General features: G+C 66.8%; 15 protein-coding genes and 1 pseudogene. 9 read left to right on the top strand and 7 right to left on the bottom strand.

Annotation, left to right across the window (positions count from 1 at the left end; translation table 11 throughout):
• The first annotated feature begins 102 nt into the window (after positions 1-102).
• Both GBRO_RS01170 and GBRO_RS01165 read left to right on the top strand, forming a co-directional pair.
• Positions 103-3,474, top strand: a complete 3,372-nt coding sequence (locus GBRO_RS01170) for an arabinosyltransferase domain-containing protein (RefSeq protein WP_083775498.1) — start codon at positions 103-105, stop codon at positions 3,472-3,474.
• Positions 3,467-6,793, top strand: a complete 3,327-nt coding sequence (locus GBRO_RS01165; RefSeq protein ID WP_012832177.1) for an arabinosyltransferase domain-containing protein — start codon at positions 3,467-3,469, stop codon at positions 6,791-6,793. The genes GBRO_RS01170 and GBRO_RS01165 overlap by 8 nt, the downstream gene beginning before the upstream one ends.
• Before the next feature lie 79 nt (positions 6,794-6,872).
• Here GBRO_RS01165 and GBRO_RS01160 read toward each other — a convergent pair whose 3' ends face one another.
• Positions 6,873-7,961 (bottom strand): VOC family protein, encoded by a 1,089-nt coding sequence (locus tag GBRO_RS01160; protein WP_012832176.1) that lies wholly within the window; start codon positions 7,959-7,961, stop codon positions 6,873-6,875.
• A 222-nt stretch (positions 7,962-8,183) separates the two neighbouring features.
• Between GBRO_RS01160 and GBRO_RS01155 the strand changes: the two genes are divergently transcribed.
• The 5 genes from GBRO_RS01155 to GBRO_RS01135 are packed head-to-tail and all read left to right on the top strand — an operon-like array spanning position 8,184 to position 12,775.
• Positions 8,184-9,062 carry an acetaldehyde dehydrogenase (acetylating) gene (locus GBRO_RS01155; protein WP_012832175.1) on the top strand — a complete coding sequence of 293 codons (879 nt, stop codon included), beginning with the start codon at positions 8,184-8,186 and terminating at the stop codon, positions 9,060-9,062.
• Complete coding sequence (dmpG, locus tag GBRO_RS01150; RefSeq protein ID WP_012832174.1) at positions 9,059-10,114, top strand: 4-hydroxy-2-oxovalerate aldolase; 1,056 nt, start codon at positions 9,059-9,061, stop codon at positions 10,112-10,114. Before GBRO_RS01155 ends, dmpG begins: the two co-directional genes overlap by 4 nt.
• 9 nt (positions 10,115-10,123) lie before the next feature.
• Positions 10,124-11,605: an aldehyde dehydrogenase gene (locus GBRO_RS01145; RefSeq protein ID WP_012832173.1), complete on the top strand. Its 1,482-nt coding sequence runs from the start codon at positions 10,124-10,126 to the stop codon at positions 11,603-11,605.
• A complete protein-coding gene (locus GBRO_RS01140) occupies positions 11,598-12,359 on the top strand; it encodes an SDR family NAD(P)-dependent oxidoreductase (protein WP_012832172.1) in 762 nt (253 codons plus the stop codon). Before GBRO_RS01145 ends, GBRO_RS01140 begins: the two co-directional genes overlap by 8 nt.
• The gene (locus tag GBRO_RS01135) at positions 12,359-12,775 is read left to right on the top strand and encodes a tautomerase family protein (RefSeq protein WP_012832171.1); all 417 of its coding nucleotides are present in this window, start codon (positions 12,359-12,361) and stop codon (positions 12,773-12,775) included. The genes GBRO_RS01140 and GBRO_RS01135 overlap by 1 nt, the downstream gene beginning before the upstream one ends.
• Before the next feature lie 182 nt (positions 12,776-12,957).
• Here the strand turns inward: GBRO_RS01135 and GBRO_RS01130 are convergent, their stop codons facing one another.
• The 3 genes from GBRO_RS01130 to GBRO_RS01120 are packed head-to-tail and all read right to left on the bottom strand — an operon-like array spanning position 12,958 to position 15,560.
• Positions 12,958-13,269: an EthD family reductase gene (locus GBRO_RS01130; protein WP_012832170.1), complete on the bottom strand. Its 312-nt coding sequence runs from the start codon at positions 13,267-13,269 to the stop codon at positions 12,958-12,960.
• The gene (locus GBRO_RS01125) at positions 13,269-14,291 is read right to left on the bottom strand and encodes an NADH:ubiquinone reductase (Na(+)-transporting) subunit F (RefSeq protein WP_012832169.1); all 1,023 of its coding nucleotides are present in this window, start codon (positions 14,289-14,291) and stop codon (positions 13,269-13,271) included. Before GBRO_RS01125 ends, GBRO_RS01130 begins: the two co-directional genes overlap by 1 nt.
• Before the next feature lie 42 nt (positions 14,292-14,333).
• A complete protein-coding gene (locus GBRO_RS01120; protein WP_012832168.1) occupies positions 14,334-15,560 on the bottom strand; it encodes a cytochrome P450 in 1,227 nt (408 codons plus the stop codon).
• 125 nt (positions 15,561-15,685) lie between these two features.
• Here GBRO_RS01120 and GBRO_RS01115 point away from each other — a divergent pair, with 125 nt between their 5' ends.
• On the top strand, positions 15,686-16,714 hold the full coding sequence (locus tag GBRO_RS01115) for an AraC family transcriptional regulator (RefSeq protein ID WP_012832167.1): 1,029 nt from the start codon (positions 15,686-15,688) through the stop codon (positions 16,712-16,714).
• On the opposite strand, the pseudogene GBRO_RS01110 reads toward GBRO_RS01115, so the two are convergent.
• A pseudogene (locus GBRO_RS01110) lies at positions 16,680-18,007 on the bottom strand (ISL3-like element ISPfr2 family transposase). The gene GBRO_RS01115 and the pseudogene GBRO_RS01110 sit on opposite strands and share 35 nt — an antisense overlap.
• A gap of 632 nt (positions 18,008-18,639) precedes the next feature.
• Positions 18,640-18,951 (bottom strand): putative quinol monooxygenase, encoded by a 312-nt coding sequence (locus GBRO_RS01105; protein ID WP_003941073.1) that lies wholly within the window; start codon positions 18,949-18,951, stop codon positions 18,640-18,642.
• 107 nt (positions 18,952-19,058) lie between these two features.
• On the opposite strand from GBRO_RS01105, the gene GBRO_RS01100 reads away from it, so the two are divergent.
• The gene (locus GBRO_RS01100) at positions 19,059-20,000 is read left to right on the top strand and encodes a GlxA family transcriptional regulator (RefSeq protein WP_012832166.1); all 942 of its coding nucleotides are present in this window, start codon (positions 19,059-19,061) and stop codon (positions 19,998-20,000) included.
• Positions 20,001-20,505: 505 nt separating this feature from the next.
• Here the strand turns inward: GBRO_RS01100 and GBRO_RS01095 are convergent.
• Entirely contained in the window at positions 20,506-20,712 is a 207-nt protein-coding gene (locus tag GBRO_RS01095; protein ID WP_012832165.1) for a tautomerase family protein, read from the bottom strand.
• Position 20,713 lies beyond the last annotated feature (1 nt).

Here is a 20,713-nt window from a genome sequence, read left to right as displayed (position 1 = left end):
AGTCTGTGACAGTAGTGGACAGCTGCGCGCCGGAATCGCGGCGGGCGGAAGTCTGAGAAGAGATTTAGGTGCTCTCAGGCATCTCGCTTACCATCAGACATCGTGCCTGTGACAGCCCCGACCCCTGCGCCAGGAGCAGATCAGCCGACCGCAGAGGTGTCCGGGCCGTTCTCGGCGGACAACGCCCGCTTGGTGGCCATCGTGGCCGGCGTCCTGGGTGTCGTGCTGTGTGCACTGACGCCGTTGTTGCCGGTCAAGGCCACCGACGCCACCTTCGACTGGCCGCAGGATCAGCCGCTGTCGGCACAGACGTCGTCGGTGACGGCACCGCTGATCGCACAGACCCCCCGTAGCCTCGACATCCGCATCCCGTGCGCGACGCTCACCTCGACGATCCTGCCCGCGTTGCCCGACGGCGCCGGCGTCATCGTGGGGACCATGCCGACCGCGGCAGCCAAGTCCAAGGCGTCGGCGCTCTACATCACCGCGACCGCGGAGTCGGTGACGGTGACGTTCCGCAACAGCGTCGCGGCCACCGCTGCCCGCTCCGAGCTGGGCCGATGCAGCGAGCTCCATGTGTGGTCGGCGCCGAGCGGGCCGGGCGCGCAATTCGTCGGCCTGCGACCGTCGACCACCCTGGCGCCGGACAAACGCCCGCAGGTCGACGGCGTCTTCAGTGCGGTGCCGACCGACGCGGTGCGCGCCGCGCAGGGCCTGCGCGTGCACGTCGAGATCGACAACCGCTACGAGAACTCGCCCACGGTCCTCAAACTTGTCGTGATGGTGGCCGCGGTGGTGGCGGTGCTCGTCGCGCTCATCGCGCTGTACCTGCTGGACCGGCTGCACGCGCCGCGGGTTCGCCGCACGCGGGCCGGCCCGTGGTGGCGCACGCTGCGTCCGCGAGTCACCGATCTCGCCGTCACCGCCGTGCTGCTGATCTGGCTGCTGCTGGGCGCGGGAAGCCCCGACGACGGTTACATCCTGAACATGGGCCGCACCGCCGACGGTTTCGGCTACCTGGCCAACTACTACCGCTATTACGGCATCCCCGAAGCGCCGTTCGACTGGTACTACAGCTTCCTGGCCCACTGGTCGTCGGTGTCGCCGTCGTTGCTGTGGATGCACATCCCGCCGCTGATCGCCGGGCTGGCGTCGTGGTTCATCCTCACTCGCGTGCTGTTGCCGCGGTTGGGGGCGGCGGTTCGATCGAGTGGCTGGGCGCTGTGGGCGGCTGCGCTGACCTTCACCGCGTTCTGGTTGCCGTACTGCAGCGGCCTGCGCAGCGAGGGCATCATCGTGCTCGGCTCGCTGCTGACGTGGTGGGCCGCCGAGAACGCCATCGCCACCCGGCGGCTGCTGCCGGCCGCGCTGGCGGCCATCGCGGCGTCGTTCACGCTGGCACTGGCCCCGCACGGCGTGATCGGGGTGGCCATCCTGTTGGTCGCGGCCCGCCCGTTGTTGCACATCCTGCTCGATCGTCGGCGTACCACCGGCGGCGGAGTCGCCGGTACCCTCGCCCTGATCGCACCCATCGCGGCCGCGGGCTCGCTGGTGGCCGTCGTGGTGTTCCGTGATCAGACCCTGGCAGGCGTCCTCGAGGCGATGAAGCTGCGCTATCAGGTCGGTCCGGTGATCAGCTGGCATCAGGAGTTCCTGCGCTACTACTTCATCACCGTCCCCACCGACGACGGCGCGCTCACCAGACGGGTACCGCTGCTGCTCCTGCTGGCCGGTGTGATCGTCACGGTCGCGGTGATGCTGCGGCGCACCCGCATCCGTGGTGTCGCGCCCGGCCCGATGTGGCGGCTCATCGGTGCGATCGGCGTGACGCTGCTGCTGTTCGCCTTCACCCCCACCAAGTGGACCATCCAGTTCGGTGTCTTCGCCGGTCTCGGTGCGGCGATCGCGGCCGCCGCCACTCTGGCCGTGGCACAGTCGGCGGCGCGCTCGGCCCGCAATCTGACGGTGTTCGTCTCCGGCCTGTTCTTCGCGATGGCGGCGGCTACCGCGGGTTACAACTCGTGGCCGTTCGTCTATGAATACGGGATCTCCTGGTTCGACCGCGCACCTGTTCTCGCCGGTTACGAGGTATCGACGGGGTTCCTGATCCTCGCCGTCATCACCGCGGGAATGGCTGTCTGGCAACATCTTCGACTCGACTACGTGCAGAACAAGGGGCTGGCGCACGCCGACGACGGCCCGGGGCAGAGCCGAGCCGATCGGCGACGACTGTTCCTGGCGTCGTCGCCGATCGCGGTGATCGCGGGCCTGATGGTGATCGCCGAACTCCTGGTGTTCGCCAAGGCGGCGGTCAGCCGTTACCCGGCCGTCACCGTGTTCTCCGAGAACGTCGATACGCTGCGCGGCAACTCCTGCGGGATGGCCGATCAGGTTCTGGTGGAGTCGGATCCGAACGCGGGCATGTTGGTCCCGGCCGACGGGCTCTCGGCGACCGCGGCGTTGACCGGTGTCGGTTCGGTCGGTTTCACCCCGCAGGGCATTCCGGAGAACCTGGCTCCCGAACCCGGCAGTCAGCGGCCCGGCCAGATGAATGTGTCGGCGAGTTTCGCCAAGCCGTTCGCCATCACCGGCGGACTCGGCGCCGGAACCACCGGCGGCGTCGGACCGACCACCGTCAACGGCTCGAATGCATTGCTGCCCTTTGGACTCGACCCGAAGACGACGCCTGTTCTCGGTAGCTACGGCCACCTCGGTGAGGCGCGGCTGACCACCGGCGCCTACGAACTGCCCGCCGACCGGTCGGTGTCGCCGCTGCTGGTCTTCAGCACGGCGGGCGCGGTGTCGACGATCGATCAGTTCGGGGTGCGCAACTTCGGGCAGAAGCTCGTCGTCCAATTCGGCCGGCCCGGTCCGGGCGGTGCGTTCACCCAGATCGGTCCCGATGTGTTGCCGATCGATCCCGGCCCGGTGATCACCAATCGGCCGTGGCGCAACCTGCGGGTACCGATGGCCGCCGTACCCCGGGCCGCCAGCTTGATGCGACTGTCGTTGCTGGACAACAACCTCGGGCAGTATCAGTTCATCGGGATCACGCCGCCGCGCGCCCCGCGGTTGCAGACCCTGCAGCAGGTCGTCGGGTCCGACGCGCCGACGCTGATCGACTTCAGCGCGGCCGCGCATTTCAGTTGCCAGCGTCCCCTGCAGGTGCGCCACGGCGTCGCCGAGGTACCCCAGTGGCGCATCCTGGCCGACTACCCGACCACCAACTCGCAGTCCAAGACGTGGCAGGCCGCGGCCGACGGTGGCCTGCTGTCCGTCTCCGAGTCCACCACCTCGGCGCTGGCCGTCCCGACCTACCTGAAGGACGACTGGACGCGGGATTGGGGTGCACTGGAACGACTCACGCCGTTGGTGCCGGATGCACCGCCGGCCCGGCTGAGCACCGGAGAGGTGACACAGTGGGGTTGGTCGCGAACGGGTTCGATCAGGGTGGAGCCGCAAGCAGATGAGTGACGGACCCGAGAACACAGTGGTCACAGCCGACGACGAGGCACCCGCCGACGCTCGCCGGGACTATCGCTGGGTGAAGATCGCCGCGGTGGTGACCGGCCTGCTGGGATTCCTGGCGGCCGTGCTGACCCCTCTGCTGCCGGTCAATCAGACCACCGCGGAACTCCGTTGGCCACAAGGCGATACCGTGTCGGATGTTGCGGCTCCGCTGGTGTCGTACGTGCCGATCGACATGGACATGACGGTGCCGTGTGTGCTGGCGGCACGGCTACCCGCGAACGGCGGGGTGCTGCTGTCCACCATCCCCGAACAGGGACAGGATTCGGCGGCGCGCGGACTGTTCGTGCGGGCCACCGCCGACACCCTGACCGTCACCGACCGCGACGTCGTCATCCTCAGCACCCCGCGTGCTGCGGCACAGTCGAATCCGGGCTGCCGCATCATCCTGCACGCCGACGGACATGGCGTGCAGGCACGTTTCGAGAACGCCGGCGCGAGCACGGGACTCACCACCTTCACCACCGGTGATCACGAGATGCGGCCGCAGATCGTCGGCGTGTACAGCTATCTCCCGGCCGATGCCCCGCGTGACGGACTCTCGTTGCGGGCCACCATCGACACCCGCTACGTCAGCACGCCATCGGCTCTCAAACTCACGGTGATCATCCTCGGCATCCTGATGACGATCCTGTCGCTGGTCGCGCTGGGCATCCTCGATCACCGGGATGGTCGGGGCCACAAGCGTTTTCTGCCCTCACAATGGTGGACCATCCGCGGCCCGGACGTCGCGGTGTTCGTCATCCTGGCGTTCTGGTGGTTCGCCGGCACCAACACCTCCGACGACGGCTACAACTTCGTCGTCGGGCGTATCACCGGTGAGGCGGGCTACGCCGACAACTACTTCCGGTACTTCGGGGTGCCGCAGGACCCGTTCGGCTGGCATTTCCAGGTGATCTCGGCGATGAGCCACGTGAGTCTGGCCGCGCCGTGGATGCGCCTGCCCGCCTTCCTACTCGGGCTGCTCGGCTGGTGGCTGATCAGCCGCGAGGTGATCCCACGATTGGGCCGCGCGGTGCGCAACAGCACCCCGGCGGTGTGGTCGGCGGCCTTCGTGTTCCTCGCGATCTGGTTGCCCTACAACAACGGTCTGCGTCCCGAACCCGCCGAAGCCGTCGGCGCCCTGCTCACCTGGTGCTGTGTGGAGCGGGCCATCGCGACGCGTCGTCTGTTGCCGTACGCGGTCGCGGTGGTGGCCGCCGCCTTCACGCTGGCGCTGGCACCGGGCGGGCTGATGGCCGTCGCGGCACTGCTCGCCGGAATCCGTCCCGTCGTCAAGGCACTGGTGACGCGTCGTCGTCGAGATGGGTTGCTGCCCATGCTCGCACCGATCCTGGCCGCCGGTACCGCCGTGTTGTTCCAGATCTTCGCCGATCAGCCGCTCGCACCGCTGATCGCCGGCAATCAGGTGGCCACCGACGTCGGCCCGACGCTGGAGTGGTGGCAGGAACCGGTTCGCTACTACTACCTGATCCTGCCGACCGCCGACGGCACGCTGGCACGCCGCTTCGGCATTCTCATCATGATCCTGTGCCTGGTGGTGGTGTTGCTGCGGCTGCTGCGTCGTGAACACCCGAGCGGTGTTGCGCGCGCGCCCATCTGGCGGCTGGTGGCGGTGACGCTGGGTACCATGTTCTTCATTTCGTTCACACCCACCAAGTGGACACACCACTTCGGTGTGTACGCCGGTATCGCTGCCGGTCTCGCTGCCGCGGCGGGCGCCATGATGGCGCCGGCGATCCTGCGGTCGCGGCGCAACCGCACCTTCTTCGCCGCGGCTGTCCTCGCGGTCACCGGCATGTCCTTCGCCGGGACCAACGGCTGGTGGTTCGTCGGCAGTTACGGCATCCCCTGGTGGGACCGTCCGCCGTCGATCGGGCCGATCAAGCTCGGCTGGGCCTTCCTGATCCTGGCCGTGGTCACCGCGCTGGTGGGTCTCTGGTTCCACTTCCGCGACGACTACGTCGACGAGAAGACCCGGACAATCGGTGGTGGCGCGTGGTATTCGCGTCTCAAGTTCTCGCCGCTGCCGGTGATCGCCGGGTTCGTCGTGCTGTTCATGGTGGCCTCGTTCATCAAGGGCGCCTACGAACAACGCGATTCGTGGTCGTGGGCGAAATCGAATGCCCGTGCGCTGAGCGGTAATTCCTGTGCTCTCGCCAACGACGTGCTGGTGGAGGCCGACCCGACGGCGGGCCTGCTCGTACCGGCCGCGATCGGCCGCCGCCCGGCGCCCGGTGTCGCACAGGCGTTGTCCGGCGCGGACAGTTCCGGATTCACCCCCGACGGGGTGCCCGACCGCCTGTCGGTGGACGCCACCGAGGATCAGGACTCCACCACGTCCGCACAGAACACCGCGCAGACCGGCGCCGGTGCAGACGAGGTGTCCGACGACCAGAACACCTCGGCCCAGGGTGGCACCGAGGGCGGCAAGGGCGGCGTCCGCGGCGTCAACGGTTCGACGGTGCGCCTGCCCTTCGGTCTGGACCCGGCCAAGACCCCGGTCCTGGGATCCTACGGATCACCCTCGGGCACCGCGTCATTGACCACGGACTGGTATCGGTTGCCGGAGCGGCACAACGCCCCGCTGCTGACCATCGCGGTCGCCGGCTCGGTACAAGCCGTCGACGGTATCGGCGTGGTGCATCCCGGGCAGAAGGTAGTCGTGCAATACGGGCACCTCGAACCGTCCGGCCGGGTCAGCACCGTTGCCATCCGCACCCCGATTGACATCGGGGAGACTCCGACCTGGCGCAACCTCCGGTTCCCGCTCGCCGACGCGCCCCGTGAGGCGACGGTGGTCCGCGTGATCGTCGAGGACACCTCCGGCGCGCCGTCGGAATGGGTGGCCATCACACCACCCCGGGTCAGCTCGCTTGCCACGTTGAATGACGTTGTGGGACGGACCGATCCGGTCTTCATCGACTGGCTGCCCGGATTCGTGTTCCCCTGCCAGCGGCCGATGGCGGTCCGCAACGGTGTCCTCGAGGTACCCAAGTGGCGGATCATGCCCGACGCCGAGGCGACCCGGAAGAACAGCCAGACCTGGATGTCCGGCAAGGCCGGTGGGCCGCTGGGCATCACCGAGGCGATGCTGCGTCCGACCCTGCTGCCGACCTACCTGCGGAACAACTGGGGACGCGATTGGGGTGGGTTGCAACGGTTCACCGAGATCGCGCCCGCGCCCCCGGCTGAGCTCGAGATCGGCACCGCGCGCCGGTCTGGGATGTACGACCCGGCGCCGATGCGGTCGAGTGGGTACTGATCGGGGGTAGCGAACCAACACCCGAACACAGCTCTGCCCACCGCCATCCGACGGTGGGCAGAGCTGTGTGGATGATCGGTCAGGCGGGCGCGCCGGCGACGGCGCGGGATTGCTCGATCTCGTCGGGCATGTTCGCCGCGGCGAGATGCGCCTCCGGCAGCGGTTCACCCGGACCGAAGTGGGCAAACGCCTCGATGTGGCGATCGAGATTCAGTACGCACGGGGTGCCGTAGGTGAAGTAGGTTTCCCACGGCAGCTTCGCGCCACCGATCGCCAGGCCGGTGTCGATGTCCGACATCTGCCACGTCTTGGTCTCGGCGTCGGGGTCCATGTGCAGGTAGCCGGCCTCACCGAACAGCTCGATCCGGTTGCCGCCGGGTTCGAAGACATAGAGGAACTGGCCCTGCGTGATGCCGTGGACGTCGGGGCCGGCTTCGATCTGGATGTCGTAGTCGCGGAACATCTCTGCCGCATCGATGTTGTGCTGGCCGTTTCCGTAGAAGAACGCGACGTGATGCAGTTTGCCGCGTCCGCCGGTCATGTCCTTCATGCAGGCCACCTCGTGGCCGAGCAGGTTGGAACTCATCCACGCGCCGATCTCGGTGTCGCCGTCGACGACGCTCTCGGTCGTGCGGAACCCGAGGTGACGTTCGAAGGAGTTGCGGATGGCCGACACGTCCGACGCCATCAGGTTGAGATGGTCGATGCGCTTGACCGGGATTCCCTGCAGCGGCTTCTTCGACGGCCGCGTCAGGATCTTGCTCTGCAGCTCCGGCGGTGCGACGTACTTCTCCGCCTCCCAGAGCAGCGACAGGTTGTGCCCGTCGGGCGACTGATAGCTGAAGGTCTTGCCGTAGCCGAAGTCGTCCTCGTGCAACTTGCCCTCCACGTTCGCGTCCTTGAGTGACGAGACGCGCCGTTCGAGGGCCTCGGCCGATTGGGTGCGCAATGCGGCATGCCCCATCCCGGCCTCTGGCGCCTCGGTGACCTTCAGGCTCCACTGGTACGGATCCTCGAAGGCACGCAGGTACACCGACTGGCCCTCACGCTTGGTCACGCGCAGGCCGAGGAACTTGGTGAAGAACTCTTCGGTCTCCTGGGGCTTCGGGCTGAAGAGTTCGACCCGCGCGAGGTGCGCAATGTCGAAACGAGCTGGGTTCTCGGCCATCGGATCTCCTGTGTGACTCATCGGACGCCGGTCTTCGACGTCCGTTCCGGTGCGGATGACCGCAAGCATGCGCGATCGTTGTGATGCCGGTCACCACTGTTCGGCAATCCCGAACAGCGTCACGAAATGGGCTGCCGCCGTCCGGGCAGTCCGTTCGGAACGCCCTGGGAGCCACCTGCCTCTTACCGTCGGACTCGACACGCGCCGACGGAGGAGAATGTGATGAGTCGATTGACGGCCGCGATCGTCGGTTCCGGCAACATCGGAACCGACCTGATGTACAAACTGATTCGGTCGCCCGACGTCGACCCGGTCTACATGGTGGGCATCGACCCCAACAGCGAGGGCCTCACGCGAGCCCGCGCGGCGGGGTTGGAGACCTCCGCCGGCGGTGCCGATTGGCTGCTCACGCAGAACGACCTACCGGATCTGGTGTTCGAGGCGACTTCGGCGAAGATCCACGCTGCCACCGCTCCCCGCTATGCGGAGGCCGGCATCACGGCGATCGACCTCACGCCCGCATCCGTAGGCCCCTATGTGGTTCCCGCAGTGAACCTGCAGGAACACCTGCGTGCACCCAACGTCAACATGGTCAGCTGCGCCGGCCAGGCCACCATCCCGATCCTGTACGCGATCAACGAGGTTGCCGACGCCTCCTACGGCGAGATCGTCGCCGCCATCGCCGCCAAGAGCGCCGGACCCGGCACACGTCAGAACCTCAGCGAGTTCAGTGAGAAGACCGGGCGCGCCCTGGCCCAGGTCGCCGGTGCGGATCGGGCAAAGGCGATCTCCGTGATCAACCCGGCCGAACCGCCGATGAACATGCGCGACACCGTATATGCCAAGGTGCGCAACCCCGACGCGGCGGCCATCGAACGCGCCGTCGTCGACATGGTGGCCGAGGTGCAGAAGTACGTGCCGGGCTATTCACTACGGCTCGTCGACGTCGACGGTGACCTCGTGACCGTCATGCTCGAAGTCGAGGGTGCGGGCGACTACCTGCCCACCTACGCCGGCAACCTCGACATCATCACCGCGGCCGCCGTCCGGGTGGCCGACGTCATGGCGCAGCAGAACCTCGTGACAGGAGCAACCCGATGACCACCACCGCCACAACCGGAACCAAGGGCACCGTGACCCTGGTCGACACCACGCTGCGCGACGGCATGTCCAGTGTGTCGCACAAGTTCACGACACAAAACGTCGCCGACATCGCAGCCGGACTCGACCGCGCAGGTGTCCCCACCATCGAGGTCGCCCACGGTATCGGGCTGGGTGCGTCGTCGATCCAGTACGGCTTTGCCGCCGCCACCGACCCCGAATACGTGCGGGCCGCCGTGGATGCTGTCGACAACGCCGATATCGCCGTGCTGTACGTGCCCGGCATCGCCACCCTCACCGAGTTGCAGGGCGCCATCGACGCCGGAATCAAGACGGTCCGCGTCGCCGTGCACTGCACCGAGGCCGATTGCGGTCAGCAGCCCGTCGAGTGGGCAAAAGCCAAGGGTCTCAACGTGATGTGCTTCCTGATGATGAGCCACAAACTCGAACCCGACGCACTTGCCGAGCAGGCTGCCGCACTCGACTCCTACGGCGCCGACGTCGTCTACGTCGTCGACTCCGCCGGGGCAATGGTTCCCGATCAGGCCGGGGCGCGGGTGGCCGCGCTGCGTTCGGCCATCGGAGCCGACATCGGCTTTCACGCCCACAACAATCTCGGTGTCGGCGTGGCCAATGCGCTCGCGGCGGCCGACAACGGGGCGACGTTCATCGACGGATCGTTGCGGGGCCTCGGTGCCAGCGCCGGCAATGCGCAAACCGAGGTGCTCGCAGCGGCTTTCGAACGTGCCGGGTGGGAGACCAACGTCGATCTGTACCCGCTGATCGACACGGCCGAACATGTGGTGGCACCGCTGATGACGGAGCCGCAGATCGTCGACGAGACCGCGCTGATCCTCGGCTACGCAGGCGTCTACTCCACCTTCTTCCACCCCACCAAGCGGGCCGCGAAGAAGTTCGGCGTGTCCACCCGCGAGATCCTTCTCGAACTCGGCCGCCGCGGTGTCATCGGCGGCCAGGAGGACATGATCATCGACGTGGCAACCGAACTTGCGGGCCGCACCTACTCGACACCGGCCGTCGCGGCCGTCTGAGGAGCACACATGAGCACGACAGTATCCGAGGTCAAACACCTCATCGGAACCGAATGGGTCGCGTCGTCGGACGGCGACACCTTCGAATCCCGTGACCCGCACGATGGTTCGCTGCTCGCGACCGTCGCGCGCGGCACCGCCGACGACGGCCGGGCCGCGATCGCCGCGGCACGCACCGCCTTCGACGACGGTCCGTGGCCACAGATGTCACCGAAGGAGCGGGCCGCGATTCTGCACGCGGTCGCCGACAACGTCGATGAGCACCGCGACGAACTCGCACAACTCGAGACTCGCGACGGCGGCAAGACGATCACACAGTCCCTGCATGCCGAGATCCCGCGTGTGGCACACAATTTTCGGTTCTTTGCCGACTATGTCGCGATGGCCGGCAACGAGGCATACCCCGACGGTGACCTGTTCTCGTACACTCTGTATCCGCCTGCCGGCGTGGTGTCGGCGATCAGCCCGTGGAACGCGCCACTGATGCTCGCCACCTGGAAGATCGCGCCCGCGTTGGCCTTCGGCAACACCGTGGTGCTGAAACCAGCACCGCAGACACCACTGACCGCCCACCGATTCGCCGAACTCGCCCTCGAGGCAGGCCTGCCGCCGGGTGTGCTGAATGTGGTCCAGGGTTTCGGCGGCGACGCGGTGGCGGGGCCGTTGACATCGGACTCGCGGGTCGACCGGATCACCTTCACCGGTTCGAGTGCGACCGGCGTGAAGATCCTGCAGGCAGCTGCGGCCAATCACACACCGGTGTCGGCGGAGATGGGCGGCAAGTCTGCGAACATCATCTTCGCCGACGCGGATCTCGATGTGGCCGTGCCCAAGGCGATCCGGGCGATCTTCGGAGGCAATGGCCAGGTCTGCCTGTCGGGTACCCGACTTCTGGTGCAGAACTCGATTCGCGAGGAGTTCCTGGAACGGTTCACCGAGGAGGCACGCAACCTGAAGGTCGGGGATCCCAAGGACCCGGCGTCGTTCATGGGTCCACTCATCGAGGAACAGCACCTCGAGAAGGTGCACGGCTATGTTGAACTCGCACAGGAGGAAGGCGGCAAGATCATCACCGGCGGCGAACGCCTGACCGGCGCCGAGCACAAGGACGGCTTCTACTATCCGCCGACTATCATCACCGGACTCACCAACGAGGCGCGGGCCGCACGCGAGGAGATCTTCGGCCCGGTGGAGACCGTTCTCGGGTTCGACACCGAGGAGGAGGCGCTGCGGATCACCAACGACTCTCCGTACGGCCTCGCCGGAATGCTGTTCACCCAGAACCTCGACCGCGCACACCGGATGGCCGCGCGATGGAAGGCCGGCACCGTGTGGATCAACACGTTCTTCGAGCGGGATCTGCGTCTGCCGTTCGGTGGCGAGGGCATCAGTGGCCTCGGTCGCGAGGGTGGACAGTACTCGCGGGAGTTCTTCACCGAGCCGCGCGCCGTCACGATTCGCCTCCAGCGCTCAGGTGCCGACCATGACTGACAGTTCCACGCCGGAGACATGTGTGATCGTCGGTGCCACCGGGGCGATGGGATCGGTGATCGCCCAGCGTCTCGCCGGCGCGGGTCGCCGGGTGCTGGCGGTGGCACGCAGCGCTGATGAGTTGGAAAAGCTCGCCACCACAAGCGAGCTCATCTCGACGTGTGTAGCCGACATCGGCTCCGACGACGCGGTGGGCGCCATCGCGGACGGCCTCGACGGACCGGTGCGGCTGGCGCTCTTCGCCGCGGGACTACCGGTGCGGGGCTCGGCGGACACCATCGAGCCGTCGGGCCTCGCGGTGGCCGCCAACATCAAGGTCGCCGGACCGGTACGCCTGCTCCACGCTGTTCGTGACCACCTCACCGAGGGGTCACGATTCGTTGCCATCGCGGGCTCCCTCGGCATCGAACCGGGACCGCTGGACGCCGGGCCGGGTACCGCAAATGCGGCCCTGCTCAACCTGATGCGGCAGATCGGCGCGCTCTACGGCCCGAAGGGCATCACCACCCACACCATCGCTCCCGGCCCCATCGACACCCCCCGGTTACGTGCCCTGGTCGAGACCCAGGCCGCCGAAACCGGTCGGCCGGTGGACGAGATCTGGTCGGCCTACCTCGGTAAGACAACGTTGGGGCGGCTGCCCACGCTGGACGAGATCGCCTGGCTGGTGGACATGCTGCTCGCCCCGGAGGCGGCCGTCTTGCACGGAGCCGTCCTCACCGCCGATGGCGGCGTCCGACACGGGGTGCTGTGATGCCGATAGTCCATTTTCATCTTCCCGCAGGGGCATTCACGGTCGATCAACTGCAAGGCCTCCTCGTCGAGGGAAGCGCCGCGTATGCGCGGATACTCGATTCACCGATCGAACGGGTGCGGGCCTTCATCGTCCACTACGAGCCGAACCTCGTGGCGGTGGGCGGCCGCGTGGCCGACTCCGCGGCCCCGTACTTCACCGCAATCGTGTTGGCGGGGCGTGCGGTCGAGCAGCGACATGCGTTGCTCACCGCGTTCACCGATCTGATCGTCGACACCCTGGGTGTCGAACGATCCGGGGTCCGCGGCCAGATCGTCGAAGTGGCACCGGAGAATTGGGGAATCGCCGGAGTGCCCGCCAGTGGTGCCCGCGCGGCGGAGATCGCGGCGCGGGCATCGGCCGGCGAGGGAGCATAGGGAGCCCGACAACAACGGCGCCGCCACCACGCCCACTGAGCTGAGGTGCGAGGAGCACCTCAGCTCAGTGGGCGTTGGGGATTTCCGCCTCAGCTCAGGGTGCGTTGGGAGCCGTTGCGTCCGCGAATCCAGGCTGAGGTACCGAGTTCGCCGCCCGGCCCCGGTGGCCGAGCGGCGTGACCTCACGGGATCGTGGTCGTCTCCGCGGAGAACAGCATCGTCGCCCCGCCGGTGGCGAAGTTGGCCACGTCGGCGGCTGCCGCCTGGCCTTCCGATGAGCCGAGGGCACTGCCGCAGGCCTCCTTGGAGTCGAAGGTCAGTTGCGCAATCAGGTAGGACGCCGGGGGTGTGTCGTCGAGGGACTCGCACTTGCCCGCAGTGAACCGAACCAGGCCGGGAATCTTCTTGACCAGCGAAAGATGCTGTGTCGCATAGTATTCGTCGAACGCCTTCGGATCGTCGGGCTGACCGTAGATCACAGTGAGGTGGTACATCAGGCACTTCCTTGGTTGATCGGTGTGAACTCTTCTCGGAAGATCAGTCGCGGTGCCATCCGGCGCCGTTTGAGCGATTTGACGGCGGCGGCGATCATGGGTGGCGGTCCGCACAGATAGGCGCTCATCCCCTTGCAGGAGCGGAAGTCGTCGATCACCACATCGGTCACCATTCCCATCGCACCGTCCCAGGTCTCCTCGCTCAAGGCGGGGTGGTAGTGGAACTCGGCGAACTGGTCGGCGAGTTCGGTGAAGAACTCGACGTCGTAGAGATCCTCGCGGCGACGTCCGCCGTGGTAGAGGTGTAGCTCGGGGACGAGGTTGTGCTCCAATGCATGGCGCACGATCGATTTCAGCGGCGCGAGGCCGGTCCCGCCGCCGATCAGGATGGCGGGCTCGGCCTGCTCGCGGACCAGGTGGAATCCGCCGAACGGCCCGCGCAGCGCGATCCGATCGCCCTCGGACAGCGTGGAGAAGATCCATTTGTCCGAAGCCAGCCCGCCGGGGGTCAGTTTCACGTGGAACTCCAGGCGCCGCGCCTCGCTGGGCGGGTTGGCCATGGAGTACTGGCGGCCCACTCCGGCGCCGGGGACGATGAGTTCGCAGTACTGGCCGGCATTGAATGCCAGGTCCTCATCGAGTTCGACGACGAGCCGGCGGGTGCATGCGGCCACGTCGGACAGCTCTGTGACCCTACCGGTGAAGTCCCGTAGTCGATGATGCGGGACGTCGTCATCGACGGCACCGGTCGGCTCGACGACGAGATCCTCCCGGGGCGTGGCCAGACAAGCCAGGGCCAGGCCCGCGGCTCGCTCGTCTGCAGTCAGCGTGTACTCGGGTGACTCCCGATGGTCGACCGCGCCCTTGAGGACCTTGAGTTTGCAGGTGCCGCAGGTTCCCTGGGTGCAGGAGTGGGGTATCCACGCGTTGGCTCGCAGAGCGGCGTCGAGTATCGATTGCTCTTTGCCCACGTCGAGGGTGGCGTCCTGGCCTTTGACCTGGACTCGATGTGTGTCAGCCATCGCTTCCTCTCGAAGTGATGTTGGTTCGGCTGTGATGGTCACCTAGACCTCCCAGTTCACGAAGAGTTCCTTGGGCCCGCGGAATCCCCAGCCCCAGAAGCTCACGTCGTGGTCGGGGTCGAGCTCGATGTTGGGAATCGACTCGAAGAGCTCCTCGAGTGCGATGCGTACGACCGCAGTGGCGAAGTACGTTCCGGCACACGCATGAACACCGCCACCGAAGGTGAGATTGGGGATGACAGGCCGATCGAGGTCGTATTCCGTCGGAGCGTCATAGGCATTCTCGTCGTTGTTCGCCGATCCATACGTGAGCATCACGAGTGACCCCTCGGGGAGGGTGACGTCTCCGACGGTGACCTCCGAGGTAGAGACCTTCGTCGCGGCGGACCAGATGGGTGCCACCCACCGCATGCCCTCGCTGACCGCTCGAGGGATGAGTGCCGGATCGTCGATGACGCGTTCGAGCTGTTCTGGTCTGCTGAACAGTCCGGCCAGGGTGGTGGCCATCGCGTGTCCCGGCTCCTGCATCGCGCCGAGGAGGAACACGTACAGATTGGGGTAGATGACGTCGCGGCTGCGCGTCTCGCCGTCGGGCATCCCGTCGTGCAGCCAGTGCGAGATGGCCGTACGGTCGGGATGCTCGATCCACCGATCGATCTTGGGATCGACGTGCGCGATGATCTCGGCCTTGGCCTCGTCGCCCGGGATGAACCCGTCCGGATTGGCGAACTCGCCGTCGGGGGTCATATCCGCGTTGGTGAACGAGACACTCAACTTGTGGAACCATTCGCGCAGCTTGTCCACGGGGACGTCGTCGAGTCCCAGTAGATCTCCGAGAGCGCGCACGCTGACGGGCTCGCAGTACTGCGCGACGAGGTCGGCCGCACCGTCCTGATCGAAGGACACCAGTCGTTCCCGCGCGAACGGGCGCACCAGATTGTCGATGTACTCGTCGACAGCGGATGGCTGCAGGTGCGGTTCGACCATGTCACGGAGGTCGCGGTGCTCGGGTCCGTTGGTGTTCAGGATCGCGCCGTGGCCGAAGGTGCGCCCACCCGCCGGTGAGATCACCGCGGGCCAGTTCGCCGAGTCCTTCGCGATCTCCAGGCACAGCTCACGCGTGGACACGATGTGCAGACCCAGCTGCGGCACGTAGGCGACCGGCGCCTCGCGGCGAAGTCGCTCGTACACCTGATGCGGGTCGGACTCCAGTTGCTCCATTGTGACGTCGGTGAGCCAGTCGGGCGTGAGGGTGTGGGCTGTGGTCATGAACTTCTCCGTTCCGATAGTCCGAATTCGGGCCCTCGGGTGTTCGGGATGGCCGGCTGCGTCGTTCGCGGCTTCCGCGAGCACCCTGTGATCTGGGACACTATGGGCGGAAGTGAAGGTGGAGAATGACCGTTGATGCACGAATGGTTGTCTCGGACTGCATGACCGCCCCGACATCCGCGGTGGAGCTGAACACCCGGGAGTACCGGCCGGAGAAGGCACGTGAACTCTGGTCGCAGACACTCGATTCGACGTACTGCGAGATGGATGTGGTGTGGCCTGGATCCCCGGTGGGCGCCGCTGATTTCGGTGCGGAGATCGTCGCACGGCAGGCGGGGGAACTATCGCTGAGTGTGGTGCGCGCCGATCCGCATACCGTGGTCCGGACGCCGGCGATGATCGCCTCCGACCCGGGCGACGATCTTCTGCTCTGCCTCATCACCCGGGGCCGGGCAAGTATTGTGCAGCAGGGTCATTCGGGGGTGCTCTCGGACGGCTCATTCGGGTTCGTCGACGCGTCGATGCCGTTCACGGTTGCCGGTGAAACACCCTTCGAACAAGTGGTGGTGCGAATTCCGCGGGCCACCCTGGCGGGACGGTTGCCGGCGGCCGTGGTCGACGACTCCCTCGGACGGTCCATCTCCGGGACGGAGGGCATCGGACGGGTCGCGTCGCGCCTACTGGTGGACCTGGCGATGCATGACGACCGGCTCGACGAAGGATCGTGGGCCGGTGTTGCCACCGCCGTCCTGGAGGTCGTCTCGGCGTCGGTGCAGCAATGCTCTACCCACCTGTCGGCGACGCAACAGTCACACACCGACGACCTGAGTGCGATCCAGCGGGTGCTGTTGCGTGACATCGCGGATCCCGATCGGACCCTCGCCGACGTCGGCGCCGAACTCGGGATGTCGGTGCGCTACATCCACAAGCTGTTCAGCGCAAGCGGGACCACGCCGCGAGCCTGGCTCTACGCGCGTCGCCTGGATCGCGCGAGAACACTTCTGCTGCAGTCGGAAATCACATGCGCGAACCTCAGCGAGCAGCTCGGCTTCCGGGATGTCTCACACTTCAGCAGAGCATTCCGCAAGCAGTTCGGCATCAGTCCGGGACGTTACCGGCTCATCCCAATCGGGGGTGTAGGAGTTGGGGTCTGAAGCCGCCGGTCTCGAGCAGGCTTCGGGCGATGTAGTTGGTCAGGTTGCGGAACCCGAGTGCGGAGCCGCGCAGGTGTTCGAGCCGTCCGTTGAGCGCCTCGGTCGGCCCGTTGCTGGTGCCGGGTCGTTCGAAGTAGGCGAGCACGTCAGCGGCTCGCTTCTTCAGGGTCCGGCCCAGGGTGGTGAGCTCGGTGAGCACCTTGGGGACGCCGGCGCTGAGGTCGGTGATCAGCTTCTCCATGAGCTCGCGGCCACGTTGCCGGTCCTCGTGGCGATAGGCGGCGATCATGCGCTGGTAGACACCCCAGGCCGCCTCGACCTCGACGTGAGCGTCATCAACGAACAGCGCGCGTAGCCTGTCGCTCTGCTTGTCGGTGAGCAGGTCCGCTCCGGTGTGCAGCGTGCGCCGCGACTTGTAGAGCGGGTCGTCTCTGAACCCACGGTGCCCGTGGATCGCGAGTTGGACCCGGCGCCGGCACCTGTCGAGGGCGTCACCGGCCAGGCGCACGACGTGGAAGGGATCCATCACCGTGACCGCGTCCGGGATCTCCTCTGCAGCGGCGGTCTTGAACCCGGTGAAGCCGTCCATCGCGACCACCTCGACCGCGTCACGGAAGGCGTCGTCGCGGTCGGCGAGCCAGGTCTTGAACGCCGCCTTCGACCGGCCCTCGACCATGTCCAGCAGCCTTGCTGGGCCGGCGCCATCGCGGACCGGGGTGAGGTCGATGATCACGGTGACGTACTTGTCGCCACGCCTGGTGTGGCGACAAGTACGTGCTCATCGACGCCAATGACCTTCACGCCCTCAAACCGCGTGGGGTCGTTGATCAGCAGCCGCTTGCCTTCAGCCAGGACCGCGTTGTTGGCGGTGTCCCACGCGACCCCGAGTCCCTCGGCGACACGGGCGACGGTGAGGTGTGCGACCACGATCCCTTCCAGCGCCCACCGCAGCCCGGTGCGCGAGAGCTTCGCGCGTGGCTCCGCCGCGGCGCTGGTGTCTTGGCGCCACACGTGTCCGCGGTCGGCACAGCGGTAGCGGCGCACTACAACTTCCAGCACGGTCGGTCGCCAGCCCAGCGGCTCGTGGGCCAACCGCCGGATCACGGTGTCACGAGCAGCGCCTTCGCTGCCGCACCGTCGGCACCGCTGATCTGGTTCCACCACGCGGCACGCGAGGACCGCACGATCCGGTTCAAGTCGTTGTCCGGTCACGCTCAGACCGAGGCCGTCGAGTCGAGCGAAGGCGGGCAGGTCAGGGCGGCCGAAGCCGGCCGGCGGGGTAGCTTCGGACACGTCGAGGTCTTTCGGATGGATGGCGTAGGAACCTCCATCGTCGGGAGACCTCGACGTCTATCTGCGGACCGACGCGCCCGGCCGACCTACACCGTCATCTGAGAAGACCCCTGAAACGTCTTCGACGACGACGGGACCGGCGAGGAGGAGGGCGCGGTGAGCTAAAGGAATGGAGCTTGCTCGGCTTCGACGCCGCCGCAAGCTCCGGTGAAACGGTCGATACTGGTCGATCGTCGTCGGTCACCACCGGATGGCGGCGTCCCCCACGCTCGGCTTTTGCGCAGGTCAGCGGCTCGTTCGCCCAGTGGGCGCATCAAGCGATAGACGCAAAGCCGACGTGATTAGGTCGTCGGTTCGATTCCGACAGGCGGCTCCGGCGAACAGCCCCTGACCTGCGGAAACGCAGGGCAGGGGCGGTTCGGTTCTGGTGGTCGCGCGATGCGCTGGCCTCACGGCTCTGCCCGACACCGACGTCGCTCTCCTCTGCGACGCACCCCTCGCCGGCTGAGCGCTCGCGGCCGGCATCCTGTCCGTGTGCCGATAGGCCTCGCACCGCTCGGCAACGCAGCATGGCGTTGCGTCGCGACCTGGCGACGGCTCGGCGGGGCGCGATCGTCTCGTGCGTTGGCGGACTACGGGAGCTTGGACGCGAGGACGTCGGCCGCCAGGATCTCGGGTGCTGCGCCGAGGAGGTGCTGGTTGGCCATCAGGGCTGCGACGATGGCGCCGTTGGCGTGGGCGTCGCGAGCGGCCTCGTCGGGGAATGCATCGAAGATCCAGAAGGTGTCGGCGTGGGTCCTGACCGCGAACCAGACAATCGTTCCTACTTCTTCGTTGGCGAGTGCGACAGCGCCGGCGAGCAGATCGGCGAGCGCGTCGTGCTGTCCATCGGCCGCGACGATCTTGGCGACGAAGGCATACGGAAGTGATGCGGGTGTGGACATGAGGGACTCTCCTTGAAGTCGGGGTTCTTCGTGGGACGAGTTCAGCGTATGACGAGCGAGGGCCGGTGGGAAGTGGCGTATACGGCAGTATTGCTATTGTTTACGTCATGCGTATCGGACTGATCGCGATCGACGGCTGCTTCGGTTCGGCTATCGCGTCGATCATCGACATCGTGCGGGTGGCCGACGGAGCCCGCGGCGATGTCGACCCGCGGATCGACCCGATCAAACTCGCCATCCTCGGACCGAAACGGCGAGTGACCACGACGGCATCGATGACCCTGTCGGTGGACCACCCGCTGTCGGAGTCCGCAGAGTTCGACGTGGTCGTCGTCCCTGCGCTTGGAACCCTTACGGCCGCCGCTACCAACGACGCCCTCCACAGCCGAGATGCTCGTTCGGTCATCGCCTCGCTCGGGCGCCTCGACGAGGCGACCACCCGGATCGCCGCGGCGTGCACCGGCGTGTTCGCTGTCGCCGAGACCGGACGGATGCATCATCGGCGGGCGACGACCAGCTGGTTCCTGGGGCCGGAGTTCCTTAAGCGCTATCCGACCGTCGCCCTCGATCTCGACACCATGGTCGTGGTCGACGGGAACCTCGTCACCGCCGGCGCCGCGTTCGCCCACATCGACCTCGCGCTCTCACTCGTGCGATCGATCAGCCCCGACCTGGCCCAACATGTCGCCAAGCTCCTCATCATCGACGAGCGCCCGTCGCAGGCGGCCTTCGTCGCCTACGAACATCTCCGGCACGAGGACCCGATCGTCGTCGAGTTCGAACGCTTCGTGCGCGCCCGCCTGGACGAACCGTTCAACGTCGCCTTCGTCGCGCAGTCGCTCGGCACCAGCCGGCGCACCCTCGAACGACGAGTCCGTGCGGCGCTCAACCTCACTCCGCTCGGCTTCGTCCAACGGCTTCGCATCGAACGAGCTCGGCACCTCTCAGCAACCACGGACCTCACCTCCGCCGAGATCGCGCTACGGGTCGGCTACGCGAACGCCGAGACTCTGCGCTCCCTCCTGCGTAGGGAGCGACGCCGTTCCTGACCTATCGCCATGCCTGTAGCCGGTGTGCTAGTGCTCGACTAAAACCACCTCTCAGCACGTCGCGTCGACGCTCCTGCGTCGCCCCTGGACGACCCACTCGACACGCCCGCAGCACAGGCCATGTGACGTGTCCCGGCTTCCCGGACGGTCGGGGTTGGGTGGCTGTGATGTCGCTGCGTTCTCGTCGAGAGGATCAGCAGACCCGATCAGAGTCGATTGGGATAAGACGCGAAGGCGGTCAGGTCAGGGCGGCCGAAGCCGGCCGGCGGGGTAGCTTCGGACACGTCGAGGTCTTTCGGATGGATGGCGTAGGAACCTCCATCGTCGGGAGATCTCGACGTCTATCTGCGGACCGACGCGCCCGGCCGACCTACACCCTCATCTGGGAAGAGCCACGTTACCGGACCGAGCACTGAGCCCCAGCTGGGGAACAGTGAGCTGCGCACCCCCGAGCTTGAATCCGGCTCAGGGAGCGTGCGGGGTCGACAGCTTTACGGATTCAAGCTCAGGCGTCGGGCTCGGCCGCAGCGCGTTCGGCGATCGTGACATCAGCCGCCGCGAAATGAGTGGCTGGGACCTCGTGCACGATGACGCGGACACTGGCCGGCGGGGCGTCGATGGCTCGACACGCCGCGTGAGTGAGTTCGTGGATCAGCTTGCGTACCTGCTCGTCCGAACGTCCCTGTGCCAGAGTGACATCAATGATCGGCATC

The organism is Gordonia bronchialis DSM 43247, from assembly GCF_000024785.1.
Taxonomy (GTDB): domain Bacteria; phylum Actinomycetota; class Actinomycetes; order Mycobacteriales; family Mycobacteriaceae; genus Gordonia; species Gordonia bronchialis.
The sequence above is the reverse complement of the archived record's forward strand: the minus strand, read 5'-3'. Positions and strand labels throughout refer to the sequence as shown.

What these genes read in the sequence shown, in the direction of transcription:
- GBRO_RS01165 (WP_012832177.1), top strand. Translation starts at nt 3,467, where the DNA reads ATGAGTGACGGACCCGAGAACACAGTGGTCACAGCCGACGACGAGGCA.
- GBRO_RS01160 (WP_012832176.1), bottom strand. Translation starts at nt 7,961, where the DNA reads ATGGCCGAGAACCCAGCTCGTTTCGACATTGCGCACCTCGCGCGGGTC.
- GBRO_RS01155 (WP_012832175.1), top strand. Translation starts at nt 8,184, where the DNA reads ATGAGTCGATTGACGGCCGCGATCGTCGGTTCCGGCAACATCGGAACC.
- dmpG (WP_012832174.1), top strand. Translation starts at nt 9,059, where the DNA reads ATGACCACCACCGCCACAACCGGAACCAAGGGCACCGTGACCCTGGTC.
- GBRO_RS01145 (WP_012832173.1), top strand. Translation starts at nt 10,124, where the DNA reads ATGAGCACGACAGTATCCGAGGTCAAACACCTCATCGGAACCGAATGG.
- GBRO_RS01140 (WP_012832172.1), top strand. Translation starts at nt 11,598, where the DNA reads ATGACTGACAGTTCCACGCCGGAGACATGTGTGATCGTCGGTGCCACC.
- GBRO_RS01135 (WP_012832171.1), top strand. Translation starts at nt 12,359, where the DNA reads ATGCCGATAGTCCATTTTCATCTTCCCGCAGGGGCATTCACGGTCGAT.
- GBRO_RS01130 (WP_012832170.1), bottom strand. Translation starts at nt 13,269, where the DNA reads ATGTACCACCTCACTGTGATCTACGGTCAGCCCGACGATCCGAAGGCG.
- GBRO_RS01125 (WP_012832169.1), bottom strand. Translation starts at nt 14,291, where the DNA reads ATGGCTGACACACATCGAGTCCAGGTCAAAGGCCAGGACGCCACCCTC.
- GBRO_RS01120 (WP_012832168.1), bottom strand. Translation starts at nt 15,560, where the DNA reads ATGACCACAGCCCACACCCTCACGCCCGACTGGCTCACCGACGTCACA.
- GBRO_RS01115 (WP_012832167.1), top strand. Translation starts at nt 15,686, where the DNA reads ATGACCGTTGATGCACGAATGGTTGTCTCGGACTGCATGACCGCCCCG.
- GBRO_RS01105 (WP_003941073.1), bottom strand. Translation starts at nt 18,951, where the DNA reads ATGTCCACACCCGCATCACTTCCGTATGCCTTCGTCGCCAAGATCGTC.
- GBRO_RS01100 (WP_012832166.1), top strand. Translation starts at nt 19,059, where the DNA reads ATGCGTATCGGACTGATCGCGATCGACGGCTGCTTCGGTTCGGCTATC.
- GBRO_RS01095 (WP_012832165.1), bottom strand. Translation starts at nt 20,712, where the DNA reads ATGCCGATCATTGATGTCACTCTGGCACAGGGACGTTCGGACGAGCAG.